General features: G+C 70.0%; 18 protein-coding genes and 1 riboswitch. Of the genes, 11 read left to right on the plus strand and 7 right to left on the minus strand.

Features of this window, described 5'->3' with window-relative positions; translation table 11 throughout:
* The first annotated feature begins 321 nt into the window (after positions 1 to 321).
* Positions 322 to 1,386, plus strand: a complete 1,065-nt coding sequence (locus OG214_RS06065) for an acyltransferase (protein ID WP_363081749.1) — start codon at positions 322 to 324, stop codon at positions 1,384 to 1,386.
* Positions 1,387 to 1,551: 165 nt separating this feature from the next.
* On the opposite strand, the gene OG214_RS06070 is transcribed toward OG214_RS06065, so the two are convergent.
* Entirely contained in the window at positions 1,552 to 2,463 is a 912-nt protein-coding gene (locus OG214_RS06070) for a helix-turn-helix transcriptional regulator (RefSeq protein ID WP_363081750.1), read from the minus strand.
* A gap of 181 nt (positions 2,464 to 2,644) precedes the next feature.
* Here OG214_RS06070 and OG214_RS06075 point away from each other — a divergent pair, with 181 nt between their 5' ends.
* Positions 2,645 to 3,526 carry an aldo/keto reductase gene (locus OG214_RS06075; protein WP_405984053.1) on the plus strand — a complete coding sequence of 294 codons (882 nt, stop codon included), beginning with the start codon at positions 2,645 to 2,647 and terminating at the stop codon, positions 3,524 to 3,526.
* 214 nt (positions 3,527 to 3,740) lie between these two features.
* On the opposite strand, the gene OG214_RS06080 is transcribed toward OG214_RS06075, so the two are convergent.
* Positions 3,741 to 3,866 (minus strand): hypothetical protein, encoded by a 126-nt coding sequence (locus OG214_RS06080; RefSeq protein WP_363082504.1) that lies wholly within the window; start codon positions 3,864 to 3,866, stop codon positions 3,741 to 3,743.
* 369 nt (positions 3,867 to 4,235) lie between these two features.
* Here OG214_RS06080 and OG214_RS06085 point away from each other — a divergent pair, with 369 nt between their 5' ends.
* From OG214_RS06085 to OG214_RS06095, 3 genes are all read left to right on the plus strand, one after another.
* Positions 4,236 to 4,706: a nuclear transport factor 2 family protein gene (locus OG214_RS06085; protein ID WP_405984054.1), complete on the plus strand. Its 471-nt coding sequence runs from the start codon at positions 4,236 to 4,238 to the stop codon at positions 4,704 to 4,706.
* A gap of 25 nt (positions 4,707 to 4,731) precedes the next feature.
* The gene (locus OG214_RS06090; protein WP_363081755.1) at positions 4,732 to 5,268 is read left to right on the plus strand and encodes a TetR/AcrR family transcriptional regulator; all 537 of its coding nucleotides are present in this window, start codon (positions 4,732 to 4,734) and stop codon (positions 5,266 to 5,268) included.
* Between the two features lie 499 nt (positions 5,269 to 5,767).
* On the plus strand, positions 5,768 to 7,048 hold the full coding sequence (locus OG214_RS06095; RefSeq protein WP_405984055.1) for a CehA/McbA family metallohydrolase: 1,281 nt from the start codon (positions 5,768 to 5,770) through the stop codon (positions 7,046 to 7,048).
* 147 nt (positions 7,049 to 7,195) lie between these two features.
* Here OG214_RS06095 and OG214_RS06100 read toward each other — a convergent pair whose 3' ends face one another.
* Genes OG214_RS06100 through OG214_RS06110 form a run of 3 tightly spaced genes read right to left on the minus strand, consistent with a single transcriptional unit; the run spans position 7,196 to position 9,629 of the window.
* Positions 7,196 to 7,819: an ABC transporter permease gene (locus tag OG214_RS06100; protein ID WP_405984056.1), complete on the minus strand. Its 624-nt coding sequence runs from the start codon at positions 7,817 to 7,819 to the stop codon at positions 7,196 to 7,198.
* Positions 7,820 to 7,876: 57 nt separating this feature from the next.
* Positions 7,877 to 8,581, minus strand: coding sequence for a TetR/AcrR family transcriptional regulator (locus OG214_RS06105; RefSeq protein WP_405984057.1), 705 nt, complete (start codon positions 8,579 to 8,581; stop codon positions 7,877 to 7,879).
* Between the two features lie 4 nt (positions 8,582 to 8,585).
* Positions 8,586 to 9,629 carry a medium chain dehydrogenase/reductase family protein gene (locus tag OG214_RS06110; protein ID WP_405984058.1) on the minus strand — a complete coding sequence of 348 codons (1,044 nt, stop codon included), beginning with the start codon at positions 9,627 to 9,629 and terminating at the stop codon, positions 8,586 to 8,588.
* 109 nt (positions 9,630 to 9,738) lie between these two features.
* Between OG214_RS06110 and OG214_RS06115 the strand changes: the two genes are divergently transcribed.
* Positions 9,739 to 10,398 (plus strand): TetR/AcrR family transcriptional regulator, encoded by a 660-nt coding sequence (locus tag OG214_RS06115; protein ID WP_363081760.1) that lies wholly within the window; start codon positions 9,739 to 9,741, stop codon positions 10,396 to 10,398.
* A 353-nt stretch (positions 10,399 to 10,751) separates the two neighbouring features.
* Positions 10,752 to 11,012: a hypothetical protein gene (locus OG214_RS06120; RefSeq protein WP_363081761.1), complete on the plus strand. Its 261-nt coding sequence runs from the start codon at positions 10,752 to 10,754 to the stop codon at positions 11,010 to 11,012.
* 71 nt (positions 11,013 to 11,083) lie between these two features.
* On the opposite strand, the gene OG214_RS06125 is transcribed toward OG214_RS06120, so the two are convergent.
* A complete protein-coding gene (locus OG214_RS06125; protein ID WP_363081762.1) occupies positions 11,084 to 11,398 on the minus strand; it encodes a multidrug efflux SMR transporter in 315 nt (104 codons plus the stop codon).
* Between the two features lie 11 nt (positions 11,399 to 11,409).
* Positions 11,410 to 11,476, minus strand: a riboswitch (guanidine-III (ykkC-III) riboswitch).
* 128 nt (positions 11,477 to 11,604) lie between these two features.
* On the opposite strand from OG214_RS06125, the gene OG214_RS06130 reads away from it, so the two are divergent.
* Positions 11,605 to 11,973: a BlaI/MecI/CopY family transcriptional regulator gene (locus OG214_RS06130; RefSeq protein WP_405984059.1), complete on the plus strand. Its 369-nt coding sequence runs from the start codon at positions 11,605 to 11,607 to the stop codon at positions 11,971 to 11,973.
* Complete coding sequence (locus OG214_RS06135; RefSeq protein ID WP_405984060.1) at positions 11,970 to 12,881, plus strand: M56 family metallopeptidase; 912 nt, start codon at positions 11,970 to 11,972, stop codon at positions 12,879 to 12,881. The genes OG214_RS06130 and OG214_RS06135 overlap by 4 nt, the downstream gene beginning before the upstream one ends.
* A gap of 72 nt (positions 12,882 to 12,953) precedes the next feature.
* Here OG214_RS06135 and OG214_RS06140 read toward each other — a convergent pair whose 3' ends face one another.
* Positions 12,954 to 13,994 carry an NlpC/P60 family protein gene (locus OG214_RS06140; RefSeq protein WP_363081765.1) on the minus strand — a complete coding sequence of 347 codons (1,041 nt, stop codon included), beginning with the start codon at positions 13,992 to 13,994 and terminating at the stop codon, positions 12,954 to 12,956.
* Positions 13,995 to 14,808: 814 nt separating this feature from the next.
* Here OG214_RS06140 and OG214_RS06145 point away from each other — a divergent pair.
* Both OG214_RS06145 and OG214_RS06150 read left to right on the plus strand, forming a co-directional pair.
* On the plus strand, positions 14,809 to 15,912 hold the full coding sequence (locus OG214_RS06145) for a PLP-dependent cysteine synthase family protein (RefSeq protein ID WP_405984061.1): 1,104 nt from the start codon (positions 14,809 to 14,811) through the stop codon (positions 15,910 to 15,912).
* Positions 15,909 to 17,183 (plus strand): MFS transporter, encoded by a 1,275-nt coding sequence (locus OG214_RS06150; protein ID WP_405984062.1) that lies wholly within the window; start codon positions 15,909 to 15,911, stop codon positions 17,181 to 17,183. The genes OG214_RS06145 and OG214_RS06150 overlap by 4 nt, the downstream gene beginning before the upstream one ends.
* The last annotated feature ends 25 nt before the right edge of the window (positions 17,184 to 17,208 follow it).

Here is a 17,208-nt window from a genome sequence, read left to right on the forward strand (position 1 = left end):
CCGCCATTCACCTGTGCGCCGGGACCGCTCCACCCACCGCGCATTTACCCGAAATGCCACCAAATGGTTCATTAATCCTGAGAATTGAATGAACGATCGCATCCCCGAGTGCTTCCTGGGCACGCGTTCGAGGTGGACAGTACTCCGACAACCTCAGACCCTGGCTCGGACAGATCGGACGGACAGGCCGCCGAGCCACCCGGCCACGCCGGTTCCGGTGCCCGACCGGGCGGCACCCTGACTCTCGCTCCACCACGGCCGGACGGACGGCGCGCCCGGGGCGGGCACGGATTCCCCTCCGCGCTGTCGAGGGGCCGCCGGGTGCGGGGCGTCGACGGACTGCGGACACTCGCCGTCGTACTGGTCCTGGCCTACCACTTCGAACTGGGCCCGCTGCCGGGCGGCGCCCTGGGCGTGGACATCTTCTTCACCATCAGCGGATTCGTCATCACCCGGCTGCTGCTCGCCGAGTTCGCCCGCAGCGGCGCCGTCGGCATGCGTTCGTTCTACTGGCGGCGCTGGAAGCGGCTCGTCCCCGCCCTTCTGGTGGTCTGCGCGGTGTGCGCCGTCCTCGCGGCCACCACCCGGCTCCGGGGCTTCGACGGCGCCTGGGCGTCCATAGCTCTGTCCGCCACGTTCCTGGTCAATATCGTCCGGGCCGCCCAGCCCGGCCTCTACACGGACGAGACCGCTCTCCTCGGGCACACCTGGTCGCTGGGCGTGGAAGAACAGTTCTACCTGCTCTGGCCGCCGTTGCTGCTGCTCCTCCTGCGCCGATTCAGGCCCCGCACCGTGCTGCTGTGGGCCGTGGTGCTCTGTCTGCTGCCGGTGCTCTGGCGCTGTGTCCTGTGGAGTCCGACCGCGGCGCACCGCGTCTACAACGGCACCGACACCCGTGCCGACCAGTTGCTGGTCGGCGCACTGCTCGCGCTGGTGGTGGCCCGGCTCGACATGGAGGACCCGCGGCTGGCCGCGCTGTGCCGGTGGGCGGGCCGGCTGGCCTGGCCGGCGATGGGGATGCTGGCCCTGATCGTCTGGCAGGTGCCGATGACCGGCACCGGTCCCTGGACAGTGCCGTGGTACACCGTGGGATTCCTGCTGGCGGCCGTCCTCTCCGCCACGGTGGTCGCGGCGCTGGAACTCCAGCCGTTCAGCCTGCTCTCCCGTGTCCTGTCCGTGGCCCCGCTCGCCTGGACCGGGCGCAACCTCAGCTACGGCCTCTATCTGTGGCACTACCCCCTCGGCCGCCTGATGGCCGACCTGGGACTGGATACCTGGCATGTACCGGCAGCCCTCGCCGCCACGTTCGCGGCGGCGACGGCTTCCCACTACCTCATCGAGAAGCCGCTCACCCGCCGCAAAGGCCCACCAGCGGCGACCGCCTGACAACAGGAAACCCAGGACGCCCGGACGAAGGAATCCGGGTGACAGCCGCCGCCGCGCGCAAAAGGCCCTGCGACAGCCGCCGCGCGCCGCAACCCCCGCGGCGGCCGAAACGCCGGAGCGGAGCCGCAGGCGGGGTGAAGCGGTTCTCCGGGGCGGTGCCGCCCGTCAGGGCTGCCGGGCCGACGGTTCGCTCGTGGATTCCGCGTCCCGTTCCTGTCCGGTCGGGGCGGACCAGCTGGAGAGCAGCTTCAGACCGTCCGCGGCGGCGGTTCCGGGGGGCGCGCTGTAGACGACCACGCTCAGGCCGCTTTCGTCCGGCAGGCTCATGGTCTCCTGATCGAGTTCCAGGTCGCCGACGAGCGGATGGCGGAGGCGTTTCGTGCTGTCGCGGAAGACATGCACGTCGTGGGACCCCCACATCACGCGGAAGGCGTCGCTGCGGGTGGACAGTTCACCGATCAGGTTCGACAGCTCCCGGTCGTACGGGTTCTTCCCCGCCTCGACGCGCAGCGCGCCCACGGCGAAGCGGGCCATGCGTTCCCAGTCGGCGTAGAACCGCCTGGCCGCGGCGTTGAGGAACGCGAACCGGGCGACGTTCCCTCCGCAGGTCGGGTCGGCGTACATCTCCGAGTACAGGGCCCGGCCCAGCGGGTTGGCGGCCAGTGTGTCGAGGCGGTTGTTCATCACGTACGCCGGCAGCTCCGGCATCCCCTCGACGATCCGCGCCACGCTCGGCCGCACCGCCGTCCGCGCCGTCGGCCGGACCTCCCGCCGCCGTGCCCGCGTCCCGGGCGCGGGTCCCGCGGCGCGGGCGAGGTCGTACAGGTACATGCGCTCGGTGTCGCCGAGCCGCAGGGCCTGGGCGAGGGCGTCCAGCACACTGTCGGAGACACCGCTGAGGTTGCCGCGCTCCAGACGCGTGTAGTACTCGACGCTCACCCCGGCGAGCGCCGCGACCTCGCCCCTGCGCAGTCCGGGCACGCGCCGCTGACCGTACGTCGGCAGACCCGCCTGCTCGGGGCTGATCTTGTCGCGTCGGGAGCGGAGGAATGCGCTGACTGCGTCCCGGTTGTCCATGAGGACAGGGTAGACAAGGCGCGCGATGGGTTGGGGCCCCTGTCAGTACCCCTCACAGCGGAGACTCCCCCGCCACGGCCGTCTCCCGTTGCATGGTGCGTGCCCCGGTTCCCCCGGGGCCCGGCCGGTGCGAGGACGTACGCGCCCCGGCCGGCCGACCGTCTCCCGAGCAAGGACCGCCATGACCGGCAAGAGCCCGACGATCACATTGAACAACGGCGTCCAGATGCCCGCCCTGGGCCTCGGCGTCTACCAGAGCACCCCCCAGGAGACCGCCGGCGCGGTCGCGACCGCGCTGCGCGAGGGCTACCGCCTGATCGACACCGCCGCCGCGTACTTCAACGAGAAGGAGGTCGGTGAGGGCATCACCCGCTCCGGCATCGACCGCGACGAGGTCTTCGTCACCACCAAACTGTGGCTGACCGACTACGGCTACGACACCACCCTGCGCGCCTTCGACACCAGTCTGGCCAACCTCGGCCTGGACCACCTGGACCTCTACCTGCTGCACTGGCCGGTTCCCGCCTCGTTCGACGAGACGGTGGCCTCGTACCGGGCAGCTGAGAAGCTCCTCGCCGACGGCCGTGTGCGCGCCATCGGCGTAAGCAACCACAAGCCCGAGCACCTGCGCCGTCTCATCGACCGCACCGGCGTGGTCCCGGCGGTCAACCAGGTCGAACTCCACCCGTACTTCGCACAGCGCGCGCTGCGCGAGGCCCACGCCGAACTCGGCGTCGTCACCCAGGCGTGGTCCCCGCTGGGCGGGGTGAACATGTACTGGGAGGACGGGCGCAACGCGGCCAGGAACCCGCTCGATCACCCCACCGTCACCGAGATCGCCGCCCGGTACGGCAGGACGGCGGCCCAGGTCGTCCTGCGCTGGCATCTGGAGCACGGCCTGTCCGCGATCCCGAAGTCCGTCCGCCCGCACCGCATCGCGGAGAACTTCGACGTCTTCGGCTTCTCCCTCACGGCCGACGAGGTCGCGGCGATCGACGCGATCGACACCGGGGCGCGCGGCGGACCCGACCCTGACGCGGTGGGACCCGGCGACTTCAGCTGAGCCGCCGCCTCACACCTCGCTCCGGTGCCGCCCGCGAAGCCGCAACAATAACCGCTGGCGGATCATCCGCACTCCGGAACGCGAGACGGGCCTCCTGGAGGACAAGGACGACTTCACACGTTCGATGTGGGTGGAGGACTGAGGGACCGGCAGGACTCGCCCGCGCGTTCCGAGGCGGGGCACGGTGTGGACTTCGCGCGGTTCCGGGTACGGGTCAATTGCTGTGCCGGGTGAGGCTGTAGACGAGGATCAGCACTGCCGCTGCCATGACCAGCACGTGTAACCATGCGGGGGCGGCGGTGGCGTCGGCGGCTACGGTCGTGGTGAGCGGGGTCATCATGATGTCTCCTTCGGCGCGGTCGCCCGAGACGGAACCGCGGTCGTCGCGTGTGTTTTTTGCGCCCTTTGCGTCCTTGCCGCACCGGAGCGGGCCGTGGCATGACCGGCTCGTCCGGCAGTCGGTATGCGTGTGCCCCGGTGTCAGGACGGCAGACCTGTTCCGGCTCAGTCTTCGCGTGTAAGTACCTTTCTGATCCCCAACGAGCAGGGGGCAGCCCCGACTGCCCCCTGCTCGGGGCAGCCTCGCCTGCCCCGAACCTGCTGCGCAGGCCCGACGACGCGTTCAAGGCGATGAGCGACGCGGCTACGACGCGGGCAGGCCGCTGTCACCGTGGTACGTTATCGAGCGACCACTAACGTAGGAGTAGAGATGACAGCCGAGGACGACGCCAACCGCCGCGCCGCTGCCCAGCACGCCGTGACCGAGCACCTGCGCCTTACCGCCGCGGGACGCACCGACGAGTGGGTGACACTGTTCGCCCCGGACGCGGTGCTGGAGTTCCCGTTCGCGCCGGCCGGCGTGCCCCGTCGGGTAACGGGGCGAGACGCACTGCTCGCGCACATGAGTAACTTTCCCGAGACCTTTGACGTGGAATTCGTCGACCTGGTGTTCCACGAGACGGTCGATCCGAGTCTCGTGATCGCCGAATTCCGGTCGACGGGCACCGCGCGGCCGACCGGAAAGCCGTATGAGCAGACGTGCATTTCCGTCATCCGGACCGATGACGACGCGCTCATCACCCACTACCTGGACTACTGGAATCCGCTGGTGGCGATTGAGGCGCTCACGCCCCACGAGGTGCCGTCCGAACCTGCCCGCGGCGTGACTTTTGGAGGCTGAGGGGAGCCGTGTTTAACTGACGCCCATGCCCGCCGCCGGCACCAGCACGAAGAGTGACGAACGACGTCGGGCCATCGTGGCCGCCGCGATCGACTGCTTCGCGCAAAAAGGTTTCTACGGTACGACGACGCACGAGATCGCCGATTGGGTCGGCATCTCTCAGCCGTACCTCTATCGCCTGTACCCGAACAAGGAAGCACTGTTCGCGGCGACGGTCGACCATGTGTCCGTCGTGATGACCGAAACCCTGGTCGCGCACGCGCAGGAGTCGGATGGGACCGGGCCCGCGTTGGACGCGGCGCGCGGCGCCTACGCCGCGCTCATCGCGGACCGGAACATCCTGCGTTTCCTCATGCACGCGAACTGTGCCGCCGGCGAGCCGCTCGTAGGGCAGGCCGTGCGTCGGTGCTACGCCAAGCAGGTTGACACCGTTCGGCGGCTGCTGGGCGATGACGACGCCGTACGGCGCTGGTTCGGCGCCGGAATGCTCGACAACGTGGTCGCCGTGCTGGGTCTGGCCGAGATCGATGAACCGTGGGCGCACGTCCTCACCGCCAGCTGATCCACTGGCTGATCCACTGGCTGATCCACGCGGTGCCTTCGGCACCGGCGACGTACACCCACGGCTTCGTCGTCCAGGATCATGCCGGGGCGGCAGGCGCAGGGGGGCGGCCCGACGCGACACGGGTGCGTGTTCCGTTCCTTCTGGTTCCGTGCGCGAGACCTTCTGGTCCCGTGCGCGACAGGGGCTGCCTTCAAGTGGACTCCAATTCCTGGGCCACTGATCCGGAGCGGGCCGCACGGCTCTGGAAGCTGTCAGCCGGACTCACCGGAGTCGATGCCTTCAGCACGATGTCGTAAGCGGCCGCCGGCGAAGGCCGGAGGCGGAAAGCTGACAGCTGACAGCTGACAGCTGACAGCTGACAGCGAAGCCGATGGTCCGGAGGGCCGCACAACGGCCCGGCCTGGCCGCGGGCCGGACCCCCGCGGGCGCGTAACGTTCACCTCTCGGGCACCGGGTATTCCAGTCATGCTCCTGACAATTCGCTGCACTGGTCACCATGAGTGGACACCACGCTGACACAGCGCACGCGCACTCCCACCCGCACCCCCACGCGCACCCCCATGGAGACGGACACGGACACGGACACGGACCGAGCCGTCGCTCCCTCCTCGCCGGTGCGGGCGGTCTGCTGATCGCGGCCGCCGTACCCGGCACCGCGTACGGGGCGGCCACCCGCACCGCGTCGGGCACCGCGCCAACGCCCCGGGCCGGAGCCTCCCGCGAATCCCTGGTCACCCAGGGCACCCAACTCGTTCACGCCGATCTGCACAACCACACCCTGATGTCGGACGGCGACGGCGACCCCGCGCTCGCGTTCGCCTCCATGCGCGACGCCGGTCTCGACGTGGCGGCGCTCACCGACCACACGACCCTCTTCGCCATCAACGGTCTGACCCAGAGCGAGTGGGACCGTACCCGCCAGCTCGCGGACGCCGCGGACGACCCGGGCGCGTACACCGCGATCCGCGGTTTCGAGTGGTCCAACCCGCTCATGGGCCATGCCAACGTGTGGTTCACGGACCAGTTCGTCGACCTGGGCGGGGCCAGTTCGATGAACTCGCTCTACGACTGGCTCGGCAGCCGGGACGGCGTCGCGGGCTTCAACCACCCGGGCCGTGAGCTCGGACGCTTCAACAACTTCGCCTACGTGGCCGCCGCGCGCGACAAGATGGTCAGCGTCGAGATGTTCAACCGCGGCGACGACTATCTCTTCGACGGCTGGTCGGACCGCCAGTCCTCGCACCTCAACGCCTGCCTCAACGCCGGCTGGCGTACCGGTGTCACCGGCGTGAGCGACCACCACGGCACCGAGTGGGGCCAGGTCGAGGGCGTGGGCCGCGCCGGGCTCTGGGTCACCGAGAACACCCGCGCCGGTGTGCTCGAAGCCCTGCGTGCCCGCCGCTTCTTCGCGACCCGGTACTCGGGCCTGCGTCTCGACGCCACCGCGAACGGGGTCCGGATGGGCGGCGTCCTGGCGCTCGCCTCCGGCGACGTCCGGTTCGCCGTGGACCTCGACCGCGGGGCCGAGTGGGCCGGCAAGCCCCTCCACGTCCAGGTGCTGCGCCCCGGCGCGAGCGCGCCGAACGTGGCGGACGTCATCGAGACCACGTCCGGCAGCCTGGTCGAGTTCACCGTCCCGCTCGACGTCGAGGCCGGTCCGTGGGTCGTGCTGCGGGTCTCCGACCCCTCACAGCCGAACGGACAGCCGGGTCCGGCGGGCCATCCCTGCAACGACTTGGGCGTCGCCTACTCCAGCCCCTGGTGGCTGGAGCCCTGACAGCACCGTAACCCGGCACCGTAACCCGGCACCGGAACTCAGCACTGGATCGCGGCTCGGAACCCGGCTCCGGAACTCGCCACCGCCACCGTACCCGCGGCCTGGCCGGGGGCCCAACGCCCCTGCCAGGCCGCCCCGTTCGCGCTCTCAGGTCCGGACGTGGCCCGTACGGGTGAGGCGGCGGCGTTCGAGGATCGCGGCGAGGGCGTAGGCGCCGCCGCCGGCGATGGTGAGGACCCAGTAGAGGCCCGGGGTGCCGAGGAAGAGTGCCGCGGTGGAGGTCAGGGCGAGCCAGGTGCCGAGGCTGTAGTGCAGCAGATTGCGACGTACGGCGCCCTCGGCGAGATAGAGCAGGCCGACGATGAGGCCGGAGCCGGTGGGCAGGAGTGTGGACTGCAGGTCGGGCATGTCGAGGGTGGACACCAGGCCGGTGACGGCGATGAACAGGGCGGCGAAGGCGGTGATCCAGGAGACGCCGAGCAGTTGGCCGGAGAGGACGTCGGGCTTGGTGGCGCCGCGCTGGGCGCGTACGGCGGCGAGGGTGGCCTGGACGGTGCCGGCCACGAGCCCGATTCCGAGGAGCGTCGTGGGCAGCCAGCCTGGCAGGTCGAGCAAGGGGGCGGCGCCCTGGGAGACCGCGGCGGCGCCGTGTCCCAGCACGTAGGCGAGTCCGAAGCTGATGTAGGTCGCGAAGCTGTCGACTTCGCCGGGGAGACGTGTCGTGACCGCGCCGCTGGTGGTGACCGACGCGAGGGGGGTGGCTGTGGACATGATGGAACCTCCGGGTTCTGGGCATGTACGCGGATCACGCTCATAAACTTACGAACGTCAACTAACTTGCGTGACCATGGAGTTCGGGAAAGTCCTGGGCCGGATCGGGGCCATACGCGACAGCGGGGACACAAAGCGCCACACGAGGTCGGCGGGCCAGGGAAAGGTGTGGGTGACGGCGCGCTGGTGAGCGAATCCGTGCAGACCGAGCCAGAGCGCGACCGCGTCGGCGAAGGGGTCGGTGCTGGTCGAGCAGCCGGCGGCGACGCAGTCGGCGAGGATGTCCGCGAGGATCCGCAGGACCCCCGCTCCGGGGAAGGCCGGGGCGTCAGCGATGGCGATGGCCGTCGCGCCATCGTTGGTGACGACGGGATTCCACACTCCACCGAACATGACGCGGTAGCGCTCGGGGTGGATGGCGGCGAAGTCGAGATAGGCGTGGCAGGCGGCGTAAAGCCGTCGCTGCGGGTCGTCGCCGGCCGCATCCACCGCGGTCCTGAGCCGGCCTGACAACTCGCCGAAGGCCTCACGGACGACGGCGAGCATGATGGCCGGCCGGTCGGGGAAGTGCGGGTAGATCGAAGGGGCGGCGATCCCGGCCTTCCGGGCCACGGCACGCAGGGTCACGGCCCGTTCGTCGCCACGGTCGAGCAGGTCGGTCGCGGCGGCCAGAATGTCGGCACGCAGGCGGGCGCCCTCCCCTCTGCGGTTCCGCGAGCGGACGGCACGGCCGGTCGGCCACGAACCGGCGGTGATGCCCATGGCGTCACACTCCGGGTACGAGGATGACCTTGCCGGCGACCGTGCGGGACTCGGCGAGCGCCAGCGCCGAGGCGGCGTCGGCCAGCGGGATCTCCGCGGCGATCTGCGGGGTGAGGACGCCGGCGGCCAGCAGCCGCAGCACCTGGGTGAGGTCCTCGCTCAGCCGCCGCCGGAAGGCGTCCCGGCGGCGCAGACCTGCCCAGAAGTTGTAGAAGTGCGCGCTCTTGCCGTTGGGCAGGGAGTTCCACGCCAGGATCTGCGCGAGCAGTTTCAGCACCGGCAGCCGCGAGTTGCCCTCTTCGTCCTTCGTCGCCGCGGATCCGTACGAGACCAGCGTTCCGCCCCGGCGCAGCAGCTCCCACGACCGCACCAGTCCGGCGCCGCCGACGTGGTCGAACACCGCGTCCACGCCGTCCGGCGCGGCCTCCCGGATCCGGTCGTACATGCCCGGGTCGCGGTAGTCGACCGGGATCGCGCCCAGCTCACGCACGTACGCGTGGTGGCGCGGCGACGCGGTGCCGATCACCGTGATCCCGGCGTGCCGGGCCAGTTGTACGAGCGTGGAGCCGACACCACCGTTGGCGCCCAGCACCACGATGGTCCCGCCGGAGTGGACCTCGGCGATCCGGTGCAGCATCTGCCAGGCGGTGATCCCGTTGACGACGACGGTCTCCGCGGCGGACGCGTCCACGCCGTCCGGTACGGGCACCAGGTCCGCGGCGTCAATCAGCAGATGGCTGGCCCACCCGCCGGTCTTGGTGACCGCGGCGAACCGGCGTCCGGTCAGCGAGGCGTCCACGCCGGGCCCGGTGGCGCTGACCGTACCCACCACGTCGTAACCGGGCACGAAGGGGAACGGCGGCTGGTCGTAGTACTTGCCGCGGCGCATCTGCTGCTCGGCGAACGAGACACCGGTCGCGTCCATCCGCAGGACGACCTGGCCCGCGGCCGGAGCCGGAAGATCGCGGGTCCGGACCTCCAGACCGCCCGGCTCGACCGCACCGGGCAGAACGATCTCGGTGGCGCGGGTGGTAACGGCGCTGGTCATAACGTACTCCTCAAGGCTTCACCCGTTTGCTTACAGATGTAAAGCTACAGGTGTAACCCGAGAGCGGCAAGCGGGCACGGCCATAAACTTCACGGTGTAAGGTCACAGGGTGGAAGACACCAGACCGGCGGATTCCGCCGCACCGAAACGGGCCCGCGCGCGCAACCGCCGCGGCGAGGGCAGCCGCCTGCGCGAGGACATCGTCGCCGCCGCGGTGGAACTGCTCGACGAGGCCGGCGACGAGCGCGCCATCACGCTGCGATCGGTCGCCCGCCGGGTCGGGATCGCCGCCCCCTCGATCTATCCGCACTTCCCCGACCAGCCGGCCATCATGCTGGCCGTCGTACAGCTGGAGTTCGCCGAGCTGGAGACCAGTCTGCGCGCGTCCGTGGAAAAGGCCGGCGACGACCCTCGGCAGCGGCTGTACGCCGCCTGCCACGCCTATCTCGATTTCGCCCGCAGTCATCCCGAGCGCTACCGCACGATGTTCGGCGGCCTCTGGATGCCGGTCCTGGGCGAGAGTTCCGTGACCGAGGGGGATCTGACCACGCTGGGCGCGGAAACCATGCAGGTCATCATCGACGTGCTGGGCGACTGCGTCACCGCGGGACAGGCCACCAGCACCGATCTGTACGGCGACGCGGTCGCGCTCTGGCTGGGCCTGCACGGACTCGCCCACCAGCGCGCCGTCACCCGCGCCTTCCCCTGGCCGGAAGACATCGCCGACCGCATGATCACCGCACTCGCCCACCTGAACGAAGGCCCCTAGCCAACGCCACAGCGCCCGCGGGCGACACCCGCGGGCGACCGGTCCCCGGACCGGCGCACGACTGGCGCCACACAGGCGATCACCACCGATGCGGAAGCCCGGCCGGACGGCCACTCATGTCGGTGCGACCGGCGTACTGCTGTCCGGCCATTGGCCGTCGGCCGTAGGCCGACCCGCCAACCTGCCAACTTGCCGCCGAGTGCCGCACCACACCGCAACGCGCCCCGCCGCGCCCACAACGCCGCGCCCGCAACGCCGCGCACGGCGGTGCCGACGGTGCGGGCTCGGCGTCTCGCCGTGGCGATCATCCTTGCGCCAGTAGCGTGGTGCCCTCATCCAAGGGGGGGTAGGCGATGAAGCGTTTACCAGGGGCGTTCGCCGTGGTTCTGCTCGTGCTGACGGGCTGCGCGGGCGAACCCGAGCCGAAGCCTGAGCCGTCGGCCACGGCCGCTCACGCGAAGCTGTCGGAGGCCTGGACCGAGAAGTTCGAGGTGTCAGCACGGGAGAGCCCCTACAACTGCGTCAATGTGACCCGTGAGGAATGTCCCGAGTGGTTGGCCAATGTACGGACGCTGACCCGCGACCTGGAGAAGGCGGGGAACGACCACACCTGAGACCGCTACCGAGAGTCCGCCCGCCCTGACTCCGTTCGGCCACCGTACGGGCGGAGTCGTCGCAAGGGCACTCAGCGGGCGAGCTTGAGCCCGATCACGCTTGCGACGATCAGTGTCAGGAACAAGGCCTTGAGCGCGGTCAGCGATTCCTGTCCGGTGAAGGCCGCGTACAGGATGGTGAGCACCGCGCCGATGCCCACCCATACCGCGTACGCGGTACCGACTGGCAGATCACGCATCGCATAGGCCAGTCCGGCCATGCTCGCGGCCAGGGCGGTGACGAAGAGCAGCGACGGGACAACGCGACTGAAGCCTTCGGATTTGCCCAGGGCGGTCGCCCACACAGCTTCCAGAACACCCGAAACGGCAAGAATCAGCCACGACATGACAGCCCTCCGACGGGCCGTCTTGTCGCACACCGGGTACGGCACCCCTCGTCCGGAAGCCACGTGACCGGGCTCCGGGTCAACATCTCACACCCGACGCAAGGCGGCAATGTCGCCCAATAGGTCCGGTGTCCCTCGGGGAACCGTGAACGATCACCCACCTCTACCATGGGTCTGCGTACTTGGTGGCGGAAGGAAGACGGGCCATGCGGCGGCTGGGGCACCTCGAAGCGGAGATCATGGACCGCCTGTGGACATGGGACCGGCCGGCCACCGTGCGCGAGGTCGTCGACGACATCAACGAGACCCGGCCCGTGGCGTACACCACGGTGATGACCGTCACCAACGTCCTGTTCACCAAGGGCTGGCTGGTCCGCAGCATGCGGGGCCGGGCCTGGCTGTACGCGCCGGTGCGCAGCCGGGAGGCGTACGCCGCCGCGCTGATGGAGGACGGTCTGGAAGCCAGTCAGGACCGCCCGGCCGCGCTGGTGCACTTCGTCGAGAAGTTGAGCGAGGAGGAGATCGGCGCCCTCCGTGAGGCGCTGCGGAGCGTGGGACGGCAGGACAAGCCGTGAACGCGGCCTCCGCCCTGATCGGGTACTCGGTGGTTGTCGGCCTGGTCGTGCCGAGGTTGTTGCTGCGCGGCACCTGGACCTACCGGGCCCCCGCGCTGGGTGCGGCGGTGTGGCAGGCGCTGTCGCTCTCGTTCTCGGTCGCGGCGACGCTCACCGCCTCCAGCCTCGCCGTGCCGACCGAGCATCTTCACGCGGGACTCGTCGGCATCCTGCACTCCTGCGGACTGCACCTGGGTCCTGGCCGGCCTGATCCCGGTACCGCGGACCGGCTCGCGATCGCCCTGCCGAGCGCCATGGCCCTGGCATTGGCCGCGAGCTTCGTGTTCCACCTGGTGCGCGCCCGGCGACTGCGCGAACGGCACAGGGACACCCTGGACCTGGTGGGCCGTCACTCGGCCCGGTTGCGTGCCACCGTACTGCCTTACGACCTGCCGGCCGCCTACTGTCTGCCGGGGCGCCGCCCCCGCGTCGTGGTCAGCGACGCGGCCGTGCGTGATCTCTCGCCCGAACAGCTCGACGCGGTGCTGGAGCACGAGCGAGCTCATATCACGGGCCGTCATCATCTGGCCCTGGCGGCCGTGGAGGCGTTCCACTCCCTCTTCCCGTGGCTGCCGCTCGCTCGACTCGCCAAGGAACAGACCGCGCTTCTGATGGAGATGGCCGCGGACGACCGGGCTTTGCGCAGCCACTCGCACGAGGTGCTCGCCACCGCGATGTACGAGATGGCGGCTGCGCGCGCGCCGAAGGGAACACTCGCGGTGGGCGGCGAGAACGTCGTGATCCGGCTCAAGCGGATCCTCGCCCCTCGCCGGGGACCCCACCCCGTCGTCACAGGAACTGCTGCCACCGTCACGGCGGTGGTCCCCATCCTGCCGGTTCTGCTGGCCTGCCCGCCCGTTCTCGGCTGACCTCGGAACAGCAGCCCGCGCGGTCCGCGGCCGTCCGGGGGTGGTGACGAGTTGCCGGAGGGAGCCCGGCAGTCAGCCGATTCGTACGCCCCACATGAACGGCATGCCGCTCCGCTCGATCGACTCGTAACGCACCTGGGCACCGGGCTTCGGCGAGTGGAGAATCTGTCCGTTCCCCGCGTAGAAACCCACATGGCTCAAGTCGGTGCGCATGATGATCAGATCGCCGGGCTTGAGCGCGCTCAGCGAATTGATCCGCGTACCGGCGTTGGCCTGGTCCTGCGAGGTACGCGGGATGGACACCCCCGCCTGATTGAACGCCCAGGAGGTGAGCCCGCTGCAGTCGAAGGAGTTCGGGCCCGACGCGCCCCACACGTACGGCATGCCGACCCGGCTCTTCGCCGCCTCGAAAGCCGCGGCGGCCCGCTGGGAGGCGCTGCCCTCGTTTCCCAGCTCGACCCGCTCGCTGGACCGGTTCGCGCGCTCGTCCTCGGCGGACCGTGCGGCCCGTTCCTCCGCCGTCATGGTGTTGAGAAGCCGCTGCGCCTCCGCGAGCTTGCCCTGGATCTCCTTCTTCTTGTCCCCGAGTTCCTTGCGGGTGTCCTGGAGATCCTTGAGCTTCTCCAACGCCTGGCCGCGCTGCTGCTGAAGGTCACGCTGCTGCGACTGGTACTGCTCGAGCGCGTCGACCTGCTGGGCGCTCAACTGATCGAGGAATGACGCCTTGTCGAGGTAGCCGTCCGGATCCGAGGTGAGCAGCAACTGGACCGACGCGTCGAGTCCACCACTCCGGTACTGGGCGGCGGCTATCGAGCCGAGCCGGGTTCGCAGGTCGTTGAGGCCGCTCTGCTTACGGGCCGCGGTGTCCTGGAGAGCGTCCACCTCCTTCCGCAGGACGCCGGCCTTCTCCTTCGCCCCGTTGTACTTCTCCACAGCCTGCGTGGCCTGCTCGTACAGGCGGTCGACCTGAGCCTGGACACCCTTCTTGTTCGGGTCCGGCAGCGGATCGGCCGAAGCCGACTGCGTCGACACGGCGACGGCCGCCGCGGCCGTCGCCGTAACCATGGCCGTATACGCCTGACTGGACTGCTTGGGACGACGGTGGGACGCCACTGAGGCGGTCTCCTTCTTTCCTCGGCCGCCTGCCGGGACAGCGCTTCCGCTGCTTCGGCCCCGTTCGGACGGTACGGATACGGCGTCGCCTCCGCCGGCCGCCACCCCGGAAGAGTGATCGATCGCGCGAAGGTTCGCCGCGAATACTACAGCGCTTAGTTGTTTAGTACCAAGGTGCACGATCGGAGGAAGGCGGGGCCGGGGCGGCCTCCCTCACCCGTTCGGCGTCCTCCGCTGCCCACATCACCTTCAACGCACGGTAGTTTCTCTGTCACTGTGCGAATTCATACGGGGTGTTTCCGTGAGCACGGCGGCTGGGTGGTCGCCCTGCTGCTGGCGTCTCTGGCTGCCTTGCTGATCAGTGTCTGCGACAGCGGTGGGCACCATCGGCTGCTCGACTCCCGTCCCGACCGCTCGGCTGTCTCGGCCTCGGAGCTCTCGTCGGGGTATGCCGACCCGGATCCTTCCTGCGCTCCGGGAGTGGAGCACCACCTTGCCGCCCAGGTGGATCAACGCCAGCCCCTTCAGGGACCTCCCGCGGCGGTGGGCGACCGCCCGGCGGTGACCGAACCGTCCCCGCACATCGGCACGCCGAGGCGCGGGCCTCCCGCGGCGGGAGGGCGTGAGGTGCTCAGCCGGGGATGTGTGTCCAGGACGTGATCAGGCCCGGCTGCTCCGGTGTACGGCGGTGTACCGCCGGCCGCCGAGCGGCCTGACGGCCCCGATCGCTCCTCTCCTGGGGTGACGCGGTGCGTCGCCGTCAGGTGCGTCACCGCGGTGTGCCCTGGGTCGTACGAAGGACACCGACCGCACGATGACTGAACTTCCCCTGCCCGTAAGGCCGTTCACCTCACCTCGCAGCGTCCTGGGCGCTGTCGGCAACACACCTGTGCTGTGGGTGGACGAACCGTTCGCCACCGCGCCCAGAGGGTTCTGGGCGAAGCTCGAAGGCTTCAACCCCGGCGGTATCAAGGACCGCGCCGCCCTGTACATGGTCGTCCGGGCCCGCGAGCGCGGAGAGCTGCGCTCCGGCGCCCCGATCGTGGAATCGACCTCCGGCACTCTCGGCCTCGGCCTCGCCCTGGCCGGAGTCCTGTACGGGCATCCGGTGCATCTGGTCACCGACCCGGGCATGGAACCGATCGTGGAGCGGATGCTCACCGCCCACGGAGCCACCTTGTACATCGTCGACCGGCCTCATCCCGAGGGCGGTTGGCAGGAAGCGCGCCGTCAAAGGGTCGCCGAACTCCTGGCCGCGCGCCCCGGCGCGTGGTGCCCGGATCAGTACCACAATCCCGACAACGTGGCCGCGTACGCCGGACTCGCCGGCGAACTCGCCGACCAGTTGCAGCGCGTCGACGTACTGGTGTGCGCGGTCGGCACCGGCGGCCACTCCGCCGGCATCGCCCGTGGCCTGCGCACGCGGATGCCCGCTCCGAGGCTGGTCGGAGTCGACACGGTCGGATCGACGATCTTCGGCCAGCCCGCCCGGACCCGGCTGATGCGCGGGCTGGGCTCGTCCATCCATCCGCGCAACGTCGACTACAACGCCTTCGGCGAAGTCCACTGGGTCGCGCCCGCCGAGGCCGTCTGGTCGGCGCGGCGCCTGGCCGCGCGGCAGTTCGCCACCGGTGGCTGGAGCGTGGGCGCGGTCGCCCTGGTCGCCGGGTGGCTGGCCCGTACGCAGCCGGAAGGGACCCGTATCGCCGCTGTCTTCCCCGACGGACCGCACCGCTACTTCGACACCGTCTTCAACGACGACTACTGCCGGGCCAACGGTCTCCTCCTCGCGGAAGAACCCGCCGGCCCGCAACTCATCTCCCGGCCCGACGAGGCAGAGGTGTTCCGGTGGACGCGCTGCACCACGGTCACCGATCCGCTTTCCGCCCGCACGGCCGTGGAAGCGGTTCAGCGGTGAACTCGACCTGGCGGAAGGCTCGTTCGTTCGACACCACCGTGCGCCTGCTGATGGTGAATCAGCTCACCATCAACCTCGGCTTCTACATGCTGATGCCCTATCTGGCCGCCCATCTGTCGGGCTCGCTGGCCTTGGGCACCTGGGCGGTCGGTCTCGTCCTGGGAATGCGGAACCTCTCCCAGCAGGGCATGTTCCTCATCGGTGGAATGCTCGCCGACCGGCTCGGATACCGACGGCTGATCATCGCGGGGTGTGCGCTGCGTACGGTCGGTTTCGGCGGGCTCGCCGTCGCGGACGCCCTGCCGGGTCTGCTGGCCGCTTCGGCGGCCACCGGTCTGGCCGGCGCCCTGTTCAATCCCGCCGTCCGCGCCTACCTCGCCGCCGAGGCGGGTGAGCGCCGGGTCGAGGCGTTCGCGCTCTTCAATGTCTTCTACCAGGCCGGAGTCCTGCTCGGTCCGCTGATCGGACTGGCGCTGACCGCCGTGTCGTTCCCGGTCACCTGCGCGGTGGCATCGGCGCTCTTCGCGGTGCTGACCCTGCTTCAGGCGCGGGGGCTGCCCGCGCGGGAAAGGACCGCGGGCGGGGAAGAGGCGACATGGCGGCAGCAGGCGGGCACGGTGCTGCGCAACCGGCCTTTCTGGCTGTTCGCCGCCGCCATGACCGGCTCGTACGTCCTGTCGTTCCAGATGTATCTCGCGCTACCGCTGGAGACGAGACGTCTGGTGGGTGACGGCGCGTACGGCATCGCCGCGACCAGCGCGCTGTTCGTCGTCTCCGGACTGGTCGCACTCGGCGGACAGATGCGTATCACCGCTTGGTGCCGGCGTACGTGGACGCCTCATCGCTGTCTGGTCGCCGGGCTCACACTCATGGCGGTGGCCTTCCTGCCCCCTGCCTTCACCGCAAGTACCGTTCCGGTACCGGGTGGTTGGGGAGCCGTGCTGGTCATGGTGCCGCTGGTGGCATGTGCCGGTCTGCTCGCGGCGGCGACCGCGGTGCTGTATCCGTTCGAGATGGACACGATCGTCGCCCTGTCCGGCGGGCGGTGGGTCGCCACCCACTACGGCCTCTACAACACCGTCTGCGGCATCGGGATCACGGTGGGGAATCTGGTCACCGGCGCGGTCCTCGACATCGGCCGCCACACCGGTTTCGCCGCACTGCCGTGGCTGGTCCTCGCCCTGGTCGGGGCGGGGTGCGCGACCGCGGTCGCCGCCCTGGCCCGCGGCGGGCACCTCGGCATGACAACTCCCGCCACGGTAGCGGCGTGACGTAGTGGGTACGGACGCGGCGCAG

Source organism: Streptomyces sp. NBC_00872, assembly GCF_045161915.1.
In the GTDB taxonomy this organism is placed as follows: Bacteria; Actinomycetota; Actinomycetes; order Streptomycetales; family Streptomycetaceae; genus Streptomyces.

Excerpts from the sequence above, each read along its gene's own strand:
- OG214_RS06070 (WP_363081750.1), bottom strand. The coding sequence starts at position 2,463 with ATGGACAACCGGGACGCAGTCAGCGCATTCCTCCGCTCCCGACGCGAC.
- OG214_RS06075 (WP_405984053.1), top strand. The coding sequence starts at position 2,645 with ATGACCGGCAAGAGCCCGACGATCACATTGAACAACGGCGTCCAGATG.
- OG214_RS06080 (WP_363082504.1), bottom strand. The coding sequence starts at position 3,866 with ATGATGACCCCGCTCACCACGACCGTAGCCGCCGACGCCACCGCCGCC.
- OG214_RS06085 (WP_405984054.1), top strand. The coding sequence starts at position 4,236 with ATGACAGCCGAGGACGACGCCAACCGCCGCGCCGCTGCCCAGCACGCC.
- OG214_RS06090 (WP_363081755.1), top strand. The coding sequence starts at position 4,732 with ATGCCCGCCGCCGGCACCAGCACGAAGAGTGACGAACGACGTCGGGCC.
- OG214_RS06095 (WP_405984055.1), top strand. The coding sequence starts at position 5,768 with ATGAGTGGACACCACGCTGACACAGCGCACGCGCACTCCCACCCGCAC.
- OG214_RS06100 (WP_405984056.1), bottom strand. The coding sequence starts at position 7,819 with ATGTCCACAGCCACCCCCCTCGCGTCGGTCACCACCAGCGGCGCGGTC.
- OG214_RS06105 (WP_405984057.1), bottom strand. The coding sequence starts at position 8,581 with ATGGGCATCACCGCCGGTTCGTGGCCGACCGGCCGTGCCGTCCGCTCG.
- OG214_RS06110 (WP_405984058.1), bottom strand. The coding sequence starts at position 9,629 with ATGACCAGCGCCGTTACCACCCGCGCCACCGAGATCGTTCTGCCCGGT.
- OG214_RS06120 (WP_363081761.1), top strand. The coding sequence starts at position 10,752 with ATGAAGCGTTTACCAGGGGCGTTCGCCGTGGTTCTGCTCGTGCTGACG.
- OG214_RS06125 (WP_363081762.1), bottom strand. The coding sequence starts at position 11,398 with ATGTCGTGGCTGATTCTTGCCGTTTCGGGTGTTCTGGAAGCTGTGTGG.
- OG214_RS06130 (WP_405984059.1), top strand. The coding sequence starts at position 11,605 with ATGCGGCGGCTGGGGCACCTCGAAGCGGAGATCATGGACCGCCTGTGG.
- OG214_RS06145 (WP_405984061.1), top strand. The coding sequence starts at position 14,809 with ATGACTGAACTTCCCCTGCCCGTAAGGCCGTTCACCTCACCTCGCAGC.